Origin of the sequence: Erwinia sp. V90_4 (genome assembly GCF_029967685.1) — a bacterium.
GTDB lineage: Bacteria > Pseudomonadota > Gammaproteobacteria > Enterobacterales > Enterobacteriaceae > Erwinia > Erwinia aphidicola.
In genome coordinates this window covers 35,304-52,997 of sequence record NZ_JASCAQ010000067.1, presented here as the reverse complement: position 1 = coordinate 52,997, position 17,694 = coordinate 35,304, and the positions used below count along the sequence as shown (strand labels likewise).

13 protein-coding genes are annotated in these 17,694 nt (G+C 56.0%); 7 read left to right on the top strand and 6 right to left on the bottom strand.

Going from position 1 to position 17,694, the window contains the following annotated elements; translation table 11 throughout:
* The first annotated feature begins 834 nt into the window (after positions 1-834).
* Both QLG07_RS21805 and QLG07_RS21800 read left to right on the top strand, forming a co-directional pair.
* On the top strand, positions 835-6,366 hold the full coding sequence (locus tag QLG07_RS21805; protein WP_048914443.1) for a glutamate synthase-related protein: 5,532 nt from the start codon (positions 835-837) through the stop codon (positions 6,364-6,366).
* Between the two features lie 35 nt (positions 6,367-6,401).
* A complete protein-coding gene (locus QLG07_RS21800) occupies positions 6,402-8,159 on the top strand; it encodes a sulfite reductase subunit alpha (protein WP_048914442.1) in 1,758 nt (585 codons plus the stop codon).
* A 40-nt stretch (positions 8,160-8,199) separates the two neighbouring features.
* Here QLG07_RS21800 and sspB read toward each other — a convergent pair whose 3' ends face one another.
* The 5 genes from sspB to zapE form a co-directional block, all read right to left on the bottom strand.
* Positions 8,200-8,700, bottom strand: a complete 501-nt coding sequence (sspB, locus tag QLG07_RS21795; RefSeq protein ID WP_048914441.1) for a ClpXP protease specificity-enhancing factor — start codon at positions 8,698-8,700, stop codon at positions 8,200-8,202.
* 5 nt (positions 8,701-8,705) lie between these two features.
* Positions 8,706-9,347 (bottom strand): stringent starvation protein SspA, encoded by a 642-nt coding sequence (gene sspA / locus QLG07_RS21790; RefSeq protein ID WP_048914440.1) that lies wholly within the window; start codon positions 9,345-9,347, stop codon positions 8,706-8,708.
* A 308-nt stretch (positions 9,348-9,655) separates the two neighbouring features.
* The gene (gene rpsI / locus QLG07_RS21785; RefSeq protein WP_034890399.1) at positions 9,656-10,048 is read right to left on the bottom strand and encodes a 30S ribosomal protein S9; all 393 of its coding nucleotides are present in this window, start codon (positions 10,046-10,048) and stop codon (positions 9,656-9,658) included.
* Positions 10,049-10,063: 15 nt separating this feature from the next.
* The gene (gene rplM, locus QLG07_RS21780; protein WP_048914439.1) at positions 10,064-10,492 is read right to left on the bottom strand and encodes a 50S ribosomal protein L13; all 429 of its coding nucleotides are present in this window, start codon (positions 10,490-10,492) and stop codon (positions 10,064-10,066) included.
* Between the two features lie 244 nt (positions 10,493-10,736).
* Entirely contained in the window at positions 10,737-11,864 is a 1,128-nt protein-coding gene (gene zapE / locus QLG07_RS21775; protein ID WP_282470154.1) for a cell division protein ZapE, read from the bottom strand.
* A gap of 176 nt (positions 11,865-12,040) precedes the next feature.
* On the opposite strand from zapE, the gene zapG reads away from it, so the two are divergent.
* The 3 genes from zapG (at position 12,041) to degS (ending at position 15,087) form a co-directional block, all read left to right on the top strand.
* On the top strand, positions 12,041-12,439 hold the full coding sequence (gene zapG / locus QLG07_RS21770; protein ID WP_048914437.1) for a Z-ring associated protein ZapG: 399 nt from the start codon (positions 12,041-12,043) through the stop codon (positions 12,437-12,439).
* 121 nt (positions 12,440-12,560) lie between these two features.
* Positions 12,561-13,943, top strand: a complete 1,383-nt coding sequence (degQ, locus tag QLG07_RS21765; protein ID WP_048914436.1) for a serine endoprotease DegQ — start codon at positions 12,561-12,563, stop codon at positions 13,941-13,943.
* Between the two features lie 82 nt (positions 13,944-14,025).
* Positions 14,026-15,087 (top strand): outer membrane-stress sensor serine endopeptidase DegS, encoded by a 1,062-nt coding sequence (gene degS, locus QLG07_RS21760; RefSeq protein WP_048914451.1) that lies wholly within the window; start codon positions 14,026-14,028, stop codon positions 15,085-15,087.
* A gap of 100 nt (positions 15,088-15,187) precedes the next feature.
* Here degS and mdh read toward each other — a convergent pair whose 3' ends face one another.
* Entirely contained in the window at positions 15,188-16,123 is a 936-nt protein-coding gene (mdh, locus tag QLG07_RS21755) for a malate dehydrogenase (protein ID WP_048914435.1), read from the bottom strand.
* 368 nt (positions 16,124-16,491) lie between these two features.
* On the opposite strand from mdh, the gene argR reads away from it, so the two are divergent.
* Both argR and yhcN read left to right on the top strand, forming a co-directional pair.
* Positions 16,492-16,962, top strand: a complete 471-nt coding sequence (gene argR / locus QLG07_RS21750) for a transcriptional regulator ArgR (RefSeq protein ID WP_048914434.1) — start codon at positions 16,492-16,494, stop codon at positions 16,960-16,962.
* A 454-nt stretch (positions 16,963-17,416) separates the two neighbouring features.
* Positions 17,417-17,680 carry a peroxide/acid stress response protein YhcN gene (yhcN, locus tag QLG07_RS21745; RefSeq protein WP_099753738.1) on the top strand — a complete coding sequence of 88 codons (264 nt, stop codon included), beginning with the start codon at positions 17,417-17,419 and terminating at the stop codon, positions 17,678-17,680.
* Positions 17,681-17,694 lie beyond the last annotated feature (14 nt).

The following is a 17,694-nucleotide window of genomic DNA, read 5'->3' as shown; positions in this document are numbered from 1 at the left end:
CCGTCAGGCAACGGCTGCGGATCGCTGTTATCCCGCGCCAGGTACGCATTTCGCCCGGATCAAAAAAGTTACGCCTTCGCATATTGACTAAATTTTATAACTGCATAATCTGTAGGGCCGCTGCCAGTTCGCCGCGCCATTCTCAGATGATGTTTTTCTTAGCGATGATGGAAATCACTCGCCTTCTTTTGTCTCATCCAAACGAATAACCATTCACAATTCATGAAATATTAATCACACCTGGCATGATTAATTTTACTAATGACACCCCCTATTTTATTCAAATAACCCCACTAATTAAAAACAGTGCGTTCCTGCGGTTATACTCATTCTTACAGCACATTCTGCTGCCATTACCTCCGGCACCAGCATGGTGCAGAGATTTGGCGCCTGCCCTATAGTGAGTCAGCTCACACTTCGCCCCCTGACAACTCCTGTTGAACAGCGTTAAAAATGGTGGTGATAACCATATATATCAATAAGATAACTCACTCAAAGCGTCAAAAAGCATCAGTAAGAACGCTATTTGACCTGAGTACGCTTTACCGATAAGTTGGAAATCCGCTGGAAGATTTCCTCAGGGGTCAGCGTCTTGGCATATCTATGCAGCAACCAGACTCCCTTGTGATGCAAGTTATCTCCACCCAGAGACCCGGAATTAAAGTGAGCGGTCCCCTTCAAGGATGTTTTAGAAAATATCTGGCGAAGGCTGCCCGGATTCACGGTGTCCGTAACAAACAGCGGCAAAAATAGGATACAGAGCCTGGAGAGATGCCGAGCGCCCTCTGTGCCTGAAGATTAGTGGTAATGTCAAAGCAGTTAAGGAGGCCCTCGATGTCCAACTCAAAACCTTATCCTTATGGACTGTACGATCCATCAAAAGACAGTGACAGTTGTGGTGTGGGTTTCATTACTCGTAAGGACGGCGAGCAAACTCATGAGGTTCTGCAAATGGCGCACAGCGCACTCTGCACCGTACCTCACCGTGGAGGCATGTCTGCTGAAGGCGTCGGTGACGGAGCCGGGGTGAACGTTGACCTCTCTCTGCACTTCTTCCGCAAAGTCACCGGGCTGCCGTTAGAGGCCGGTCGCTTTGGCGTGGGTAACTTCTTCGTACCGAAAGATGCTGCGCTGCGTGCCAACGCCGAGCGTCTGGTAGAAGAGACGCTGGCCACTTATGATCTTGCCATTATCATTAAGCGTGACATGCCGCTGGATACCAGCGTGCTGCGCCCGGCGGCGATCCCGTTCCAGCTGCCTATCGTGCAGTGGGTGTTTACTGCCCCGGCCGATATCACTCATCAGATAGACTTCGAGAAGCGCATCTATCGCGCGCTGCTGGATATCGAAGCACGCGCCTTTACCGAAAGCGAATTTGGCGGTCTCTACCCACTGTCGCTCTCTTCGCGCACTCAGGTATTTAAAGCACGCCTGAACTCAAACGAAGTGATCCCCTATTTCCAGGATCTGACCGACGCCGACCATCAGGTGCGCGGTCTGTTCTTCCATACCCGTTTCTCAACCAATACCGACCCGCATACCACCATGGCGCAGCCGTTCCGCCTGATGGCGCACAACGGCGAGCTGAATACCGACCGTAAAAACCGCATTGCGGAGTCGGCGCTGGCGCTGGCCCGTGGCAAGAAGATTGTGCGCCCGAAAGGCCAGTCCGACAGCTCACGCCTTGACCAGAGCATCCACAGCCGCCTGATGGAAGATAACCTCGACCTGATCACCGCCGTGGTCTCAATGATGCCGCCTGCGTGGGAGAACGACCCGTCGCTGTCTGCGGAAGTGCGCGCGATGCTGGAGTACTTCTCCCTGTATGAAGAGAAGAATGACGGCCCGGCTGCGCTGATCTTCGGCAACGGTGAAGTGATTGGTGCCCGTCTGGACCGCCTGGGCCTGCGCCCGCTGCGTTCCGTTGAGACCGCAGAGTACATCGGTGCCATGTCCGAAGCCGGTCAGATCGCCTTCCCACCGGAGAGCGTGCTGCGCCGTGGCCGTATCGAAGCGGGCGGGATGCTGTATTACGATCACCGCGAAAAGCGCAGCTACACCACCCTCGAAGCGCTGGAAAAATTGGCGGCGGTAGCGGATTACCCGGCGCTACTGGCACAGTCGCGCGTCACGCTCGAAGAGCTGCCGGTGATCCCAGCGGAGCAGCAAGGCTCCCCACTGCGTTATAGCGGCGACCTCAAAACCTATCAGCGTTTTGTGGCGTACTACTACAACCAGGAAAGCTTCAAGTTCATGATGGACCCGATGCTCACCACCGGCGCAGAGAAAATCTCCGCGATGGGCTACGGCAACGCCATCAACGCCCTGTCCGACCACGAAGGCGGCATGGCGCACTACTTCTCCCAGCGCTTTGCGCAGGTGACTAACCCACCGCTCGACTCCATTCGTGAAGCCGACGGCATGACGCTGCGCGTGGCGCTGGGTGCCAAACCGCACCTCGGCCGCAGCAAAGGCAAGCAGATCGTGGTACCAAGCCCGATCCTGACCCACCTGGATATGCTGCAGCTGCGTGAGCAGACCGTTGCTCCGTACAAACGCTTTGAGATGCTCTACACCCCGGTAATTGGCGTCGACCCGCTGAATCGTGCCGCCAACGCGGACGCGCTGGAAAAAGCCATCGACGATTTAGCTCAGGAAGTGGTCGATTTCGCCCGCGAACAAGGCGGCATCGCGGTGATCACCGATCGCCACATCTCCTCAACCCGCGCCAGCATTCCCATGCTGCTGATGGTTTCCGCCATTAACCAGCGCCTGGTGCAGGAAGGTCTGCGCCTCGACGTTTCGCTGGTGGTGGAGAGCGGCCAGAGCATCTCGTCACACCATATCGCGGCCACCCTCGGATTTGGCGCTTCCGCGGTCTATCCGCTCGGCGTGCAGATGCGTGCGGAAGAGAAGTACGGTGAAGGCGAAGGCGGCAACAAAGCCTTTAAACGCTATGCCAAAGCCGCAGAAAAAGCGCTGATGAAAACCATGGGCAAAGTCGGCCTGTGTACCGTTGAGAGCTATAGCTGCGGTGAGTTCTTCGAGCCGAACTTCCTTGATACCGAAGATCGCGTGCTGAAGAAGTACTTCCCGAACATCAAGACCCCGGTCGGCGGCGCAGGTTTTGCCAGCATCGCGCAGATGGCGGTGGACTGGCATCAGAGCGCGCTGCGCATTCAAGGCGAAAACGAAGTGCCGCTGCTCGGCCTGTTTAAAGAGCGCGCGGAAGGGGCCGGCCACTCTTACGGCACCATCGCCGTGCGCACCTTCATCGATATGACCGAGCAGCCGATCCGCTTCGCCGACAAGCCGCGTGAGGAGGATAACTTTATCCGCCTGATGACGCTGGCCAAGCTGGATAACGCTTTTAACATCAAAGCCAAATCCTTTAAGGACAGCAGCTTTGAGCGCATCCCGAACGAGGTGATCGATAACTTTGCTATCACCCCGGACTATCGTCAGTTCTCCAGCCTGATGCTGGAAGAGCGTAAACGCCGTCCTGCGGCGCTGCGTGACATTCTCGCCTTCCCGGCGGACCTGACCCACGTCGACAGCGAAGCCGAATTTACCCGTAAGCTGGGCCGTTACTCGCTGGTCAACAATGGCTTTGCGGTGCGCGGTATGGTGTGCCAGGCGGTCGAAGGCCGTGAAGGCCAGTTCACGCTGCGCCTGACCGATGCCATTGTCGGCCTGAAAAGCGAGCACGATCGCCTGACCACCCTGTCCGGCGTGCTGAAAAAACGCTTCGGTGATGCCATTGAGCACAGCGAAATCAGCGCGGACGCGCTGCACATCAGCGCTAACGGCAAGGCGGCTGACTACCTGTCGCGCATCTTCACCATCTCTGCGGCGCTGCCGCTGAGCGAAGTGCAGCCTGCGCATGAAATTACCCGTACCTTTGCCTCCGGTGCGATGAGCCACGGCGCGCTGGTGGCTCCGGCGCATGAAGCGGTGGCGCACGGCACTAACATGGTTGGCGGCATGAGCAACTGTGGTGAGGGTGGCGAGCACTATTCGCGCCACGGCACCATTCGCGCTTCACGCATCAAGCAGCTGGCTTCCGGCCGCTTCGGCGTCTGGGCAGCCTATCTGGCGGACCCGATGCTGGAAGAGCTGGAGATCAAAATCGGCCAGGGTGCAAAACCGGGCGAAGGCGGTCAGTTACCGGCGGCGAAAGTTACCGTTGAGATCGCCGCAGCGCGCGGGGGCACACCGGGCGTTGAGCTGGTTTCACCACCGCCGCACCACGACACTTACTCCATCGAGGATCTGGCACAGCTGATCCACGACTGTAAAGCAGCGCGCGTGCGCGTGATCGTGAAGCTGGTGTCGTCCGAAGGTATCGGCACCATCGCGGTTGGCGTGGCGAAAGCCGGCGCCGATGTGATTAACGTCGCGGGTAACACCGGCGGCACCGGTGCGGCTTCCGTAACCAGCCTGAAATACACTGGCCGCGTGGCGGAAATCGGCATCGCCGAAGTTCACCAGGCGCTGTGTGCCAACGGCCTGCGCGAAAAAGTGCTGCTGCGCTGTTCCGGCGCCCAGCAGACCGGTAGCGACGTGGTGAAATCCGCGCTGCTGGGCGGCGACAGCTTCGAGTTCGGTACTACCGCACTGATGATGCTGAAGTGCGTGATGGCGAAAAACTGTAACGTGAAATGCCCGGCCGGTTTAACCACCAACGCCGAAGCGTTTGATGGCGATCCGCGCCAGCTGGCGCAGTACTTTATCAACGTTGCGCACGAAGTGCGTGAGATGCTGGCGCGCCTCGGCCTGCGCTCTCTGCGCGAAGCGCGGGGACGCTCTGACCTGCTGCACCTGATGGATCACCCGCTGGAAGTCGGCAAGCTGGATCTGCGCGCCATGTTAACCGTAGTGCCGGAGCTGAAAATTGCCCGCCCGGTCTATCTGGAAAAAGATTTCGAGCTGGACGATGGCTGGGTCGAGCTGGTGAAAGATCAACTGGTCAATCAGGGATCGACCGCGATCGCCCTTGGCGATGGCATCATCCTGAACAACCGTAATAAGAGCGTTGGTGGCCAGCTGGCGATTGATATCGAACGCCTGCTGAACCATCAGCTGGATGCGGAGCAGCTGAGCGCTATTCCGGCAGCCCTGCTGGACGATCGCGGTCGCCGTTATCTGGCGCCGGGTACCGTCACCATCGCCACGTCCGGCTCTGCCGGTCAGTCTTACGGCGTGTTCTGCAATGACGGCATGCGCCTTGAGCATTACGGCACCTGTAACGACGGCGTCGGTAAAGGCCAGTGCGGCGGTGAAATCGTGGTGATGTCGCCTGGCGGCGGCTCGCAGGATGCAGAGGGCAACGTGCTGGTCGGTAACTTCGCGCTGTTCGGTGCCACCGGCGGGCGTCTGTTTGCTCAGGGCCAGGCAGGTGACCGCTTCGCCGTGCGTAACTCCGGTGCCACGGCGGTCGTCGAAGGCGTCGGTGATTTCTGCTGCGAATATATGACCAACGGCGCAGTGCTGAACCTCGGCACTTACGGTACCGGCTTCGGCAACGGTATGAGCGGCGGCTTCGCCTATCAGTATGATCCGTACGGCACGCTGGCGGGCTCCGTGGCGGCTGACTCGGTGATGCTGGGTTCGATCACCGACGACAACGAGATGGCGCGCGTACACAAAGACGCGGTGCTGACGATGCTGAACTGGCATCTGGAAGCGACCCGCTCGCCGCGTGCGCAGTGGCTGCTGGATCACTGGGAAAGCGAGAGTCAGCATTTCGTCTACGTGATGCCGCGCTCCCTGCTGCTCTACCAGGACGGCGCTGAGATCCTGAAAGCCAAGACCCGTAAGGATCTGCTGGAGGAGCTATCTACCGCGCTGGCCGGTCACCAGGTGGCGAAGTTTAAAGCGGCATGGCGCGATGGCAAGGCGATCGCTAACGGTGCGGTTCCGGGCTACGGCGCCACCGACACCCCTGAAATGCTGGTGCTGCTGAACAACTACACCGTGCTGAGTTCGGCACAGCAGCTGGCGCTCTCCCGCCTGCCGAAAGGCACGCCGGTGCAGGACCCAGCCGTTGAGAAAGCGGTGCGCAACCTGCTGATGACGGAAGATTTCACCCTGATCAGCAAGCTGCAGCGCCACGGTCGTGCCGCGATTGAAAGCTACAGCGACGAAGAGCTTTCCTGCCTGATTGGCGCTAAGCGTATGTCGGATTATAAAGCCGCCCTGACGCAGCGTAATATCCGCTCCATGGACAGCCTGGCAACCTATGGCTGGATCATGTATCAGGATGCCTGTAACCGGGAAGTGCTGGGACGTCTGCCTGACTTTGAAGAGCTGTTTGCGCGCGCTGCACTGCCAGAACTGGCGGCGGCGGTTGGCAAATTAGCCTGATAAATAATGAGAACGGGATTGAGTAGATAAAAGCGATGAAGATTCCTTATATTCCTGAAGATGCGCCATTCAATGGCGAACAGAAATTTTGGCTGGCGGGCTTTCTTGCCGGGTTACATTCACGCCTGCTGGTGCTGGAAAACCAGCCGCAGGCGGCAAGCGGGGCAGCGTCGGCTGCCAACACCCAGCTGCATATCCTGTTTGGTTCACAGACCGGTAATGCTGAAGCCTTAGCGCAGAGCGCGGCGAAAGCCGCCCGCGCCAAAGGTCTGGTGCCCGTGGTTCAGGGGCTGGGCGAAGTGGATATTGAAGTGTTCGCCACCATGCGTCACGTGCTGGTGATCACCTCCACCTACGGTGAAGGCGAGATGCCGGATAACGCCCAGCTGTTCTGGCAGGCGATTTCTGCCAGCACCGCGCCGCGTCTTGAGCAGATGCACTTTGCGGTTCTGGCTATCGGTGATACCGGCTACGACGGCTTCTGCCAGGCAGGTAAATTTATTGATATGCGCCTGGAGCAGCTGGGTGCGAAACGCGTTTACGACCGCATTGACTGCGACATCGACTTTGAAGAGCCGTCCAATGAGTGGATCGCCGCTTCCATGCCTCAGTTTGCCGCCAGCGCGGGCAGCAGCGGCACAGCGCTGGAGAGCGCCCCGGAAGCGCCGGTCATTCCGGGCAGCAACAAGAACAACCCGTATGCGGCAGCGCTGGCGACCAACAAGCGTCTGTCCGGTGAAAACTCCGGTAAGGACATCCGTCACTTCGAGTTTGACCTGACCGACAGCGGGCTGAAGTACGAAGCGGGCGACGCGCTGGGGGTGATCCCGGTGAACGAACCGGCACTGGTTAACCTGCTGCTGACGCAGCTAAAATCCGACTACGATACGCCGGTCCCTGGCTTCGAACGTAGCCTCGGTGACCTGCTGACCTATCAGTTCGAGATCTCCGAACCTTCGCGCAAGCTGATTGAGTGGGTGGGCCAGAACACCACCAACCAGGAGCTGCGCCACGTCCTGCAGCACGATGATAAAGATGCGCTGGGCGTCTGGCTGTGGGGCAAAGATACCCTCGATCTGCTGCAGCTCGACGTCACCCGTGCGCTGAGCATTCCTGAGTTTGTTGCCCTGCTGCGCCCGTTGCAGCACCGCGCTTACTCCATCTCTTCCAGCCAGAAGGCGCACCCGAATCAGGTGCACCTGACGATTGCTTCCGTGCGCTACCACAGCGCCGGACGCGCGCGCAGCGGCGTATGCTCGACCTACCTGGCCGAACGCGTGAAGCGCGGTGAAAAGCCGGCGATCTTTATCTCGCCAAATAAAGCGTTCCGCGTGCCGTCCAACGGCGATGCGCCGCTGATCATGATTGGCCCGGGCACCGGTATCGCACCGTTCCGCGCCTTCCTTCAGGAGCGTGATGCGCTGGGCGCCAAAGGCAAAAACTGGCTGTTCTTCGGCGACCAGCATCAGGAACATGACTATATCTATCAGGACGAGCTCAATAGCTGGAAAGAGAAAGGTCTGCTGACCCGCCTTGACCTGGCGTTCTCCCGCGATCAGGCTGAGAAGATTTACGTGCAGACCCGCATGCTGGAACAGGGCGCAGAGCTGTTTGCGTGGCTGGAAGAGGGGGCGTACTTCTACGTGTGTGGCGATGCATCACGCATGGCAAAAGACGTCGATAAGGCGCTGTACCAGGTGATTACTCAGTTTGGTGGCATGTCTGCGGAGCGTGCAGCCGACTACGTTGACCAGCTGAAGAAAGAGAAGCGTTACCTGCGCGACGTGTATTAAGCCTTCGCAGCATAAAAAAACGGGCCTGACGGCCCGTTTTTTATTTCACGACGCGTAACGCCGGACGACCACCGCGCGGCGGCGGCTCATCATCAGGACCGTTGTCGTCATCCTGACCGCTGTCGTCAGGACGATCGCCATCGATAACCGACATCACCGTTTCCGGTGCGCTATCCTGCGCGTCAGCAGCATCGTATTCACCCGCTTCTTCATACGCTGGCTCTGGCTCAAACATCGTTCCTGCGCCGTTTTCACGGGCGTAGATCGCCAGCACCGCCATTAACGGCACGGAAACCTGGCGTGGAACGCCGCCGAAACGCGCGCTGAAGCGCACTTCGTCATTGCCCAGCTCAAGATTGCCCACGGCACGCGGCGCGATGTTCAGAACGATCTGACCATCACGGGCATATTCCAGGGGCACCATGACACCCGGCAAATTAATGTCTACGACCAGATGCGGCGTGAGATTGTTGTCGAGCAACCACTCATAAAAAGCGCGCAGCAGATAGGGACGACGTGCGGTAAGTTGAGACATTTCCATCGTAATCAGCCCCGCGTTTGCAGGCGCATTTCGCGTTCCGCTTCCGTCAGGGAAGCCAGGAAGGAATCACGCTCGAAGACACGCGTCATATAGCCTTTCAGCTCTTTCGAACCGGCACCAATCAGCTCAATGCCCATCTGTGGCAAACGCCACAGCAGTGGGGCCAGGTAGCAATCTACCAGGCTAAACTCTTCGCTCATAAAGAACGGGGTGCGGGCGAACAGAGGTGCGATGGCCAGCAGTTCTTCACGCAGCTGCTTGCGCGCCGCTTCCGCTTCCTGCGCCGTGCCGTTTTCGACTTTACGCATCAGGCTGTACCAGTCCTGCTCGACGCGGTGCATCATCAGGCGGCTTTCACCACGCGCAACCGGATAAACCGGCATCAGCGGTGGATGCGGGAAACGTTCGTCCAGATACTCCATGATGATGCGCGATTCATACAGCGTCAGCTCGCGATCAACGAGGGTGGGTACGGTACGGTACGGGTTGAGGTCGATCAGATCCTGCGGCAGGTTATCCGTTTCAACCTGCTCGATCTCGACACTAACACCCTTCTCAGCCAGGACAATACGTACCTGATGGCTGAAAATGTCAGTCGGACCAGAAAACAGCGTCATTACCGAACGTTTGTTGGCAGCGACAGCCATGTAAACCTCCAAGTTTATCGAGAAAATTACTGCGAATAGCCATCCACGCGGCGACTCATTATTGCCATCAGCCCGAAGTTTGACCGATCGTCCATTGCACAGGATACCAGCGTCATTGCCCGGCCAATGGGCACAAAGTGACACACAGTTTACCAGATTTTAGCCAGCTTGTGGGGAGCGGAGTGTCGAATTGCGGGGGAAAATAACAAAGCCGTGGGTGTTTCGCGCTTTTTGTACAGGCAGGAAATAAAAAACCCGGCGCCAGGCACCGGGTTTTCCGATAATCGTTTCTGCGTGAGCAGGAAAAATTAACGTTTGGAGAACTGAGGACGACGACGTGCTTTACGCAGACCGACTTTCTTACGTTCAACTTTACGAGCATCACGAGTAACGAAGCCTGCTTTACGCAGTTCGCCACGCAGGGACTCGTCGTACTCCATCAGAGCGCGTGTGATACCGTGACGGATCGCACCAGCCTGACCAGAGATACCACCACCTTTAACAGTGATGTACAGATCGAATTTACCTACCATGTCCAGCAGTTCCAGCGGCTGACGAACTACCATGCGGGCAGTTTCACGACCGAAGTACTGTTCTAATGAACGCTGGTTGATAACGATGTTACCGCTACCCGGCTTAATAAAGACGCGTGCGGAAGAGCTTTTGCGGCGACCAGTGCCGTAGTTTTGATTCTCAGCCATTGCCTGTAATCCCGATTAAATGTCAAGAACTTGCGGTTGCTGTGCCGCATGGTTGTGCTCGTTGCCCGCGTAAACTTTCAGTTTACGGTACATAGCACGGCCCAGCGGACCCTTTGGCAGCATGCCTTTAACCGCGATTTCAATCACGCGTTCAGGACGGCGAGCAATCATCTCTTCGAAGGTCGCTTGCTTGATACCACCGACGAAACCGGTGTGATGGTAATACACTTTATCGGTACGCTTGTTACCGGTTACGGCAACTTTTTCTGCGTTCAGAACGATAATGTAATCACCAGTATCAACGTGCGGAGTATATTCCGCTTTGTGCTTACCGCGCAGGCGACGAGCCAATTCAGTCGCTAAACGACCTAATGTTTTGCCTGTTGCGTCAACAACATACCAGTCACGTTGGACCGATTCTGGCTTAGCTGTAAAAGTTTTCATCTAAAAGCTTACCCAAATTAAGTTACACGTTGGTGAAATCCCAAACGCTTGAATAAACGGTTGGAGCTCACACGACCATCTTGACCAGTAAGCCCACCCCTTCGGATAGAGTTACTGGAACACAAAGAGTTTTGGGAAAAAAACCTTTGCTGTAACGTGGGGTCGCAAGATTATAGAGAAGTCGCCCAAAAAGATCGAACGTTTTCTGCGATAAAATCCTCATCCCGCCACGCCCATTCAAGTTTCAGGGCAAATGCGGCAGTCGCAGATACTCTTCACTCTGCATTTCCTGCAGACGGGATACGCAGCGTTGATACTCAAACTTCAGCCGCGTGCCCTGATAAATCTCGTACAGTGATGCTTCCGCCGAGACCACCAGCTTGACGTGCCGCTCGTAGAATTCATCCACCAGCGCCAGAAATCGCCGTGCCTGGTCTTCGGTCTTGTAAATCATCACCGGCACATCATACAGCAATACGCTGTGAAAACGGCGCGACAGTTCAATATAGTCGTGCTGGCTGCGCCCTTCCCCACACAGCGCAAGGAAACTCATCGCCACAACGCCCTCAGCCACGCCCAACGTGGGCAGCTTACGGTGATTAATCTCCAGCGGTTCATGGGCTTGACGCGGTTTTCCCGCCAGCGCCACGAACATCCGCTCCATCTCTTTGGCGGTCTCTTCACCGAGCGGCGTCATCCACAGATGCGCCGAGGTTAACGTGCGCAGGCGGTAATCGATACCGGCATCAACATTCATGATTTCGCAGTGCTGCTTGATCATCTCAATCGCAGGTAGAAAACGTGCGCGCTGCAAACCGTTACGATAGAGATCGTCCGGCGGAATATTTGACGTGGCGACCAGCGTGATGCCACGGCTGAACAGCGCTTCCATCAATGTGCCGAGCAGCATCGCATCGGTGATGTCTGAGACAAAAAATTCGTCAAAACACAGCAGGTCGGTTTCTGCCTTGAAGCGGTCGGCGACAATCTGCAGTGGGTCACTCTGCCCCTGCAGTTCTGTCAGCTCCTGATGCACGCGCAGCATAAAGCGATGAAAGTGCAGGCGCTGCTTACGCTCACCAGGAATCGACTGAAAAAACATATCCATCAGCCAGGTTTTGCCGCGCCCAACGCCGCCCCACATATAGAGACCGCGCGCCGGTGCCTGGACCGTCGATTTGCTTTTGCCCATCAGCTTATTGAGCTTGCCAAACAGACCGCCGCTGGCGGCAGACGCAGGAGGGCTAACACGGCTTAACGCCTGCCAGATACCGTCTAAGCGGGTCATGGCGGCGCGCTGAACTTCATCGGGCTGATACTCGCCGTTTTCCAGCGCTTGCTGATAGCGCACCAGCGGGGACATCGTTTGCATAATTGAGTCACATTCCCTGAAAAAAAGGCCTATGCCGGTGTTGATCGTCGAAAAAAAAGTCGTTCTACACTAAGCGAAGCTGCCGCAGGATTCCACTTCCAATACATTAGCGGTTATAGTGGCTGGTATCAGATGGAAAAGCCCTACGTAACAACGAAGACTATATGGGAGTCATTATGACCTGGGAATACGCGCTTATTGGGTTAGTAGTTGGGATTATTATTGGCGCGGTAGCAATGCGTTTCGGCAACAAAAAACTGCGCGAGCAACGCAGCCTGCAGTACGAGCTGGAAAAGAGCAAGGCAGAGCTGGCGGATTATCGTGAAGAGCTGACTAACCATTTTGCCCACAGCGCCGAGCTGCTGGACAACATGGCACGCGACTACCGTCAGCTGTATCAGCATATGGCGAAAGGTTCTAATGACCTGCTGCCAAACCTGCCGGGTGAGAAAAACCCGTTTGCTTATCAGCTGACAGAATCAGAAGCGGATAACGACCAGGTGCCGGTAGAGATGCCGCGTGACTACCCGGACAGCGCCTCTGGCCTGCTGCGTGGCGAGCGCGCTACCAAGTAATCATCTTCGTGGGGTGCCAGCCACCCCACGTTTCAAGCACCGTTCAGTTCACTGCAAGACACATACAGCCTGCCATTTTGGCGATGGGCATCATTTCCCTGCTAGCGAGAGTTTGCTTCCGATGAAGAACAAATTATTTCTGTTAAGCGCATTAGCATTGAGTGTCGGTGTCAATATGGCCACAGTCCCTGCGGCTGTGGCTGCTCTTCCTGGACAGATTCAGGGCCAGCAGCTGCCGAGCCTGGCACCAATGCTGGAGAAAGTTCTGCCGGCCGTCGTCAGCGTTCACGTTGAAGGGACAGAAAAAGAGAGCCAGCAGCAGATCCCCGACCAGCTAAAACGCTTCTTTGGTCAGGATGGAGAGGAAGGTGCCCCCGGTGACGATAAGTCGCAGGAGTTTGAAGGGCTGGCCTCCGGGGTGATTATTGATGCCGCCAAAGGCTATGTGCTGACCAACAACCACGTGGTGAATGGCGCAGATAAAATCAGCGTGCAGCTGAGCGATGGTCGCGAATTCACGGCCAAGCTGGTCGGTCACGATGAGCAGACCGATATCGCACTGATCCAGTTGATCGATGCGAAGAATCTGACCCAGATAAAAATTGCTGACTCTGACCAGCTGAAGGTCGGGGACTTTACCGTGGCCATCGGTAACCCGTTTGGCCTGGGACAGACGGCAACCTCGGGGATCGTGTCGGCGCTCGGCCGCAGCGGTCTTAACCTTGAGGGGCTGGAAAACTTTATTCAGACCGATGCCGCGATTAACCGCGGTAACTCCGGCGGTGCGCTGGTGAATCTTAACGGTGAGCTGATCGGGCTGAATACGGCCATCCTTGCGTCAAGCGGCGGCAATATCGGCATTGGCTTTGCGATTCCAAGCAATATGGCGATGGGCCTGGCCCAGCAGCTGATCCAGTTTGGTGAAGTGAAACGCGGCCAGCTGGGCATCAAGGGCACTGAGATGACCGCCGATATGGCGAAAGCCTTTAAGGTTGATATCCAGCACGGCGCCTTCGTCAACGAGGTGCTGCCGCAGTCGGCGGCCGCGAAAGCCGGGATTAAAGCGGGCGATATCATTACCAGCGTCGACGGCAAAAACGTCGCTAACTTTGCTGAACTGCGGGTGAAAATCGGCACCACGCCGCCGGGCCAGGAAGTGAAAGTGGGCCTGCTGCGTGACGGTAAACCGGTCACGGTCACCGTTAAGCTGGATAACAGCAGCCAGACGACCGCCAGTGCCGAACTGATGACCCCAGCGCTGCAAGGGGCCACCCTGAGCGACGGCGCGGCCAAAGATGGCACCAAAGGTGTCAAAGTCGACGAGGTGGCGAAAGCGACTCCGGCGGCGCAGTTTGGCCTGCAGAAGGATGATGTGATCGTTGGCGTTAACCGCACGCCGGTACAGAATCTGGCAGAGCTGCGTAAACTGCTGGAGACCAAACCGGACCTGCTGGCGCTGAGCATCATGCGCGGCGATGAGAATATCTATCTGCTGCTGCGTTAACCCTGCCACGCGGACACAGGCTACTGTGTCCGCGTAACTCATGCTATCCTGCCAGTCGTTTATTCATACACTGCCTAAAACCATGTTTCCTAAACTTTTGCGTTCAGCGATCTTCGGCCTGATTGTGGCCGCTATCCTTCTGGTAGCCGTGCCGGGCCTGCGGCTGGGCAGCGATCTGCTGTCTACTGCCGACGACAGCGCCGATCTTCAGCCGGTCAGCTACAACGCGGGGGTAAAACGCGCCGCGCCTGCGGTAGTGTATGTTTACAACCGCAGCGCCAACGGCACCAGCGATGTGCTCGGCTCTGGGGTGATCATGGATCCGCGCGGCTATATTCTGACCAACAAGCATGTGATCAACGACGCCAGCCAGATCATCGTCAATCTGCAGGATGGCCGCTACTTTGAAGCGATGCTGGTCGGTTCTGACTCACTGACCGACCTGGCGGTGCTGAAAATCAATGCGGTGAATTTACCGGTGATCCCGATCAATCCGCAGCGCGTCGCGCACGTTGGCGACCTGGTGATGGCGATCGGTAATCCGTATAACATCGGGCAAACGGTGACGCAGGGTATCATTGGCGCCACCGGACGGGTTGGCCTCAGCCCTTCCCGCCATCAGGATTTCCTACAGACCGATGCGTCTATCAACCGCGGCAACTCAGGCGGCGCGCTGATTAACTCGCTGGGCGAATTGATGGGCATTAACACCCTCTCCTTTGATAAGAGCAGCAACGGCGAAACGCCGGAAGGTCTGGGCTTTGCAATTCCTACCAAGCTGGCGACAAAGGTGATGGAGAAACTGATCCGCGACGGGCGGGTAATACGCGGCTATATCGGCATTACCGGGCGCGAATTCCGCCGCTACAGCGGTCAGACATCAGGTATGGATCATAATCAGGGCATCGTGGTGACTGAGGTGAAGGCCGGCGGCCCGGCAGATAAAGCCGGTATTCAGGTCAATGATGTGATTACCCGCGTGAATAATGCGGCGGCGGTATCACCGGTAGAAACCATGGACCAGGTGGCTGAGATCCGCCCGGGCACGGTGATTAACGTCGATATCACGCGTAACGAGAAGAAGATGACGATGCCGGTCACGGTGCTGGAGTATCCGGACGAGATCCAGACGCAGAACCAGTAGCGCCAGATAAAAAATGAAAAACCCCGGAAGCTCACACAGGTAAGCGACCGGGGTAATGGCACGCAGCCCACGTGGCTGCGGCGTCAGGTATGAAGAAGTGTTACTTAACGAACTCTTCACCCAGCACAATATCTTTTTTCAGCGTATCCAGCATGCCATTCAGCGACTGCTGTTCAAAGGCGCTCAGCTGGCCAATCGGACGGCGCTCAACAATCCCCTTTTTACCCAGCAGCAGCGGCTGCGAGAAGAAACGCGCGTATTCGCCGTCCCCTTCGACATAAGCACATTCCACTACATCGCTTTCGCCCTGCAGCGCACGTACCAGTGACAGACCAAATTTCGCCGCGGCCTGGCCCATCGACAGCGTGGCCGATCCGCCACCCGCTTTCGCTTCAACCACTTCGGTACCGGCATTCTGAATGCGTTTAGTGAGGTCAGCAGCTTCCTGCTCGCTGAAGCTGACGCCTGGGATCTGCGACAGCAGCGGCAGGATCGTCACGCCTGAGTGACCGCCAACCACCGGCACGTTGAGTTCTTCTGGCTGCTTGCCTTTCAGCGCAGCAACAAAGGTGTTGGAACGGATGATGTCCAGCGTGGTGACGCCGAACAGTTTGTTTTTGTCATAAACACCGGCTTTCTTCAGCACTTCCGCTGCAATCGCGACGGTGGTGTTAACCGGGTTAGTAATGATACCGATCAGGGCGCCAGGACTGGTTGAGGCGACTTGCTCAATCAGGTTACGCACAATACCGGCGTTGACGTTGAACAGGTCAGAACGGTCCATACCCGGCTTACGCGCCACGCCTGCGGAGATCAGTACCACGTCAGCACCTTTCAGCGCCGGGGTGGCATCTTCGCCGCTGAAGCCTTCGATTTTCACTGCGGTAGGGATATGGCTGAGGTCGACCGCCACGCCGGGAGTCACTGGGGCGATATCGTACAGAGAGAGTTCTGAACCTGCCGGAAGCTGGGTTTTCAGCAGGAGGGCTAATGCCTGGCCGATACCACCTGCTGCACCGAGAACTGCAACTTTCATCCTAAACTCCTTATTATATTAAGCATTTATTGTGCCGTGAAATCCATGTTGCTCTATCCGGATTTGCTGAAACGCGAGTTTAGCTGGCGGTTCAGCACGACAGGATATCATCGTGATTCGGCGTTACATTACACCGTTAGCGCTAACTGGAACAACCTCATTATTATAACAAATCGTTCACTTCTTGCCCGCTTCAGCAAGCCGTCAGCAAATTTTTTTTCCCATTCAAACTCTGTTAAACTGCACGCCCCTGGCGGCTTTAGCCGGCAGCTGCACCATTTCCCATTTGCATAAAAATTCATTTAATTGCATAATAATTTAATATCCCGCCACGGGCATGGCTTCTATTTTCCTCGAATCGGTAACCTATGCGTAACCCATCAAAACAAGAAGAGTTAATTAAGGCGTTCAAGGCCTTACTAAAAGAAGAAAAATTCAGCTCGCAGGGCGAAATCGTCAGCGCGCTGCAGGAAGATGGCTTCGAAAATATCAACCAGTCGAAAGTCTCACGCATGCTGACCAAGTTCGGCGCGGTGCGCACGCGTAACGCGAAAATGGAGATGGTCTACTGCCTGCCTGCTGAGCTGGGCGTGCCGACCACCACCAGCCCGCTTAAGAATCTGGTGCTGGATATCGACTTCAATGATGCACTGGTGGTTATTCACACCAGCCCAGGTGCCGCGCAGCTGATCGCACGCCTGCTGGATTCACTGGGGAAAGCCGAAGGCATCCTCGGAACCATTGCCGGTGATGACACTATCTTTATTACGCCAGCCCGTGCGTTCACCGTTAAGCAGCTGCACGATGCCATTCTGGTCCTGTTCGAACAGGAACTGTAAAGCATGCCGCTTATAAGACTTATGCATATCGTGGCGTAGGTCTCCTCAGTACAACATTGTTCTATGCGACGAAATCCTCAGGGCCGTCATCATACGGCCCTTTGCTATTCCCCTGATAATTCAGTACTCAGCAGCAGATCTCACTGCCTTTGCTGGTCAATACGCCCGCCATCACCCGCTTAAATTTCTTCCAGCAATGTGATCAACCGCAGATAAGCGCACAAATTGTTAATTTCACGCAGCCTGATGTTTTTCCAAGCATTTAACGGGGTGAGGGTAAAATATAAGCGTTTTTTATAACGGCTGGTTATTAAAAACCCCTTCACATCACAAGAATCCCAACAAAACATTATTAGCATGCTATTAATTTTTTACGTTATTAGATCTATACTTGTTTTCGTGATACAAATCACAGTAATTAAAAAGATAAAAACAGTTGACGAGGAATCAAATCATGAAAGTTACCACTACTATTGCTACCTTTGGCCTTCTTTCTGCTCTGTCATTCGGCGCTTTCGCCGCTGAATCTATCAACGCAGAACAGGCTAAAAATCTTCAGCCAATCGGCACTGTCAGCGTAAGCGGCATTGCGGGTTCACCGATGGATATCCACCAGGCGCTGAACGATAAAGCCGACCAGAAAGGTGCCACCGCTTATCGCGTTATCGAAAATAATGTGAATGGCAACTGGCATGCTACTGCCGAGCTGTACAAATAAGTTCGTATCTGTCT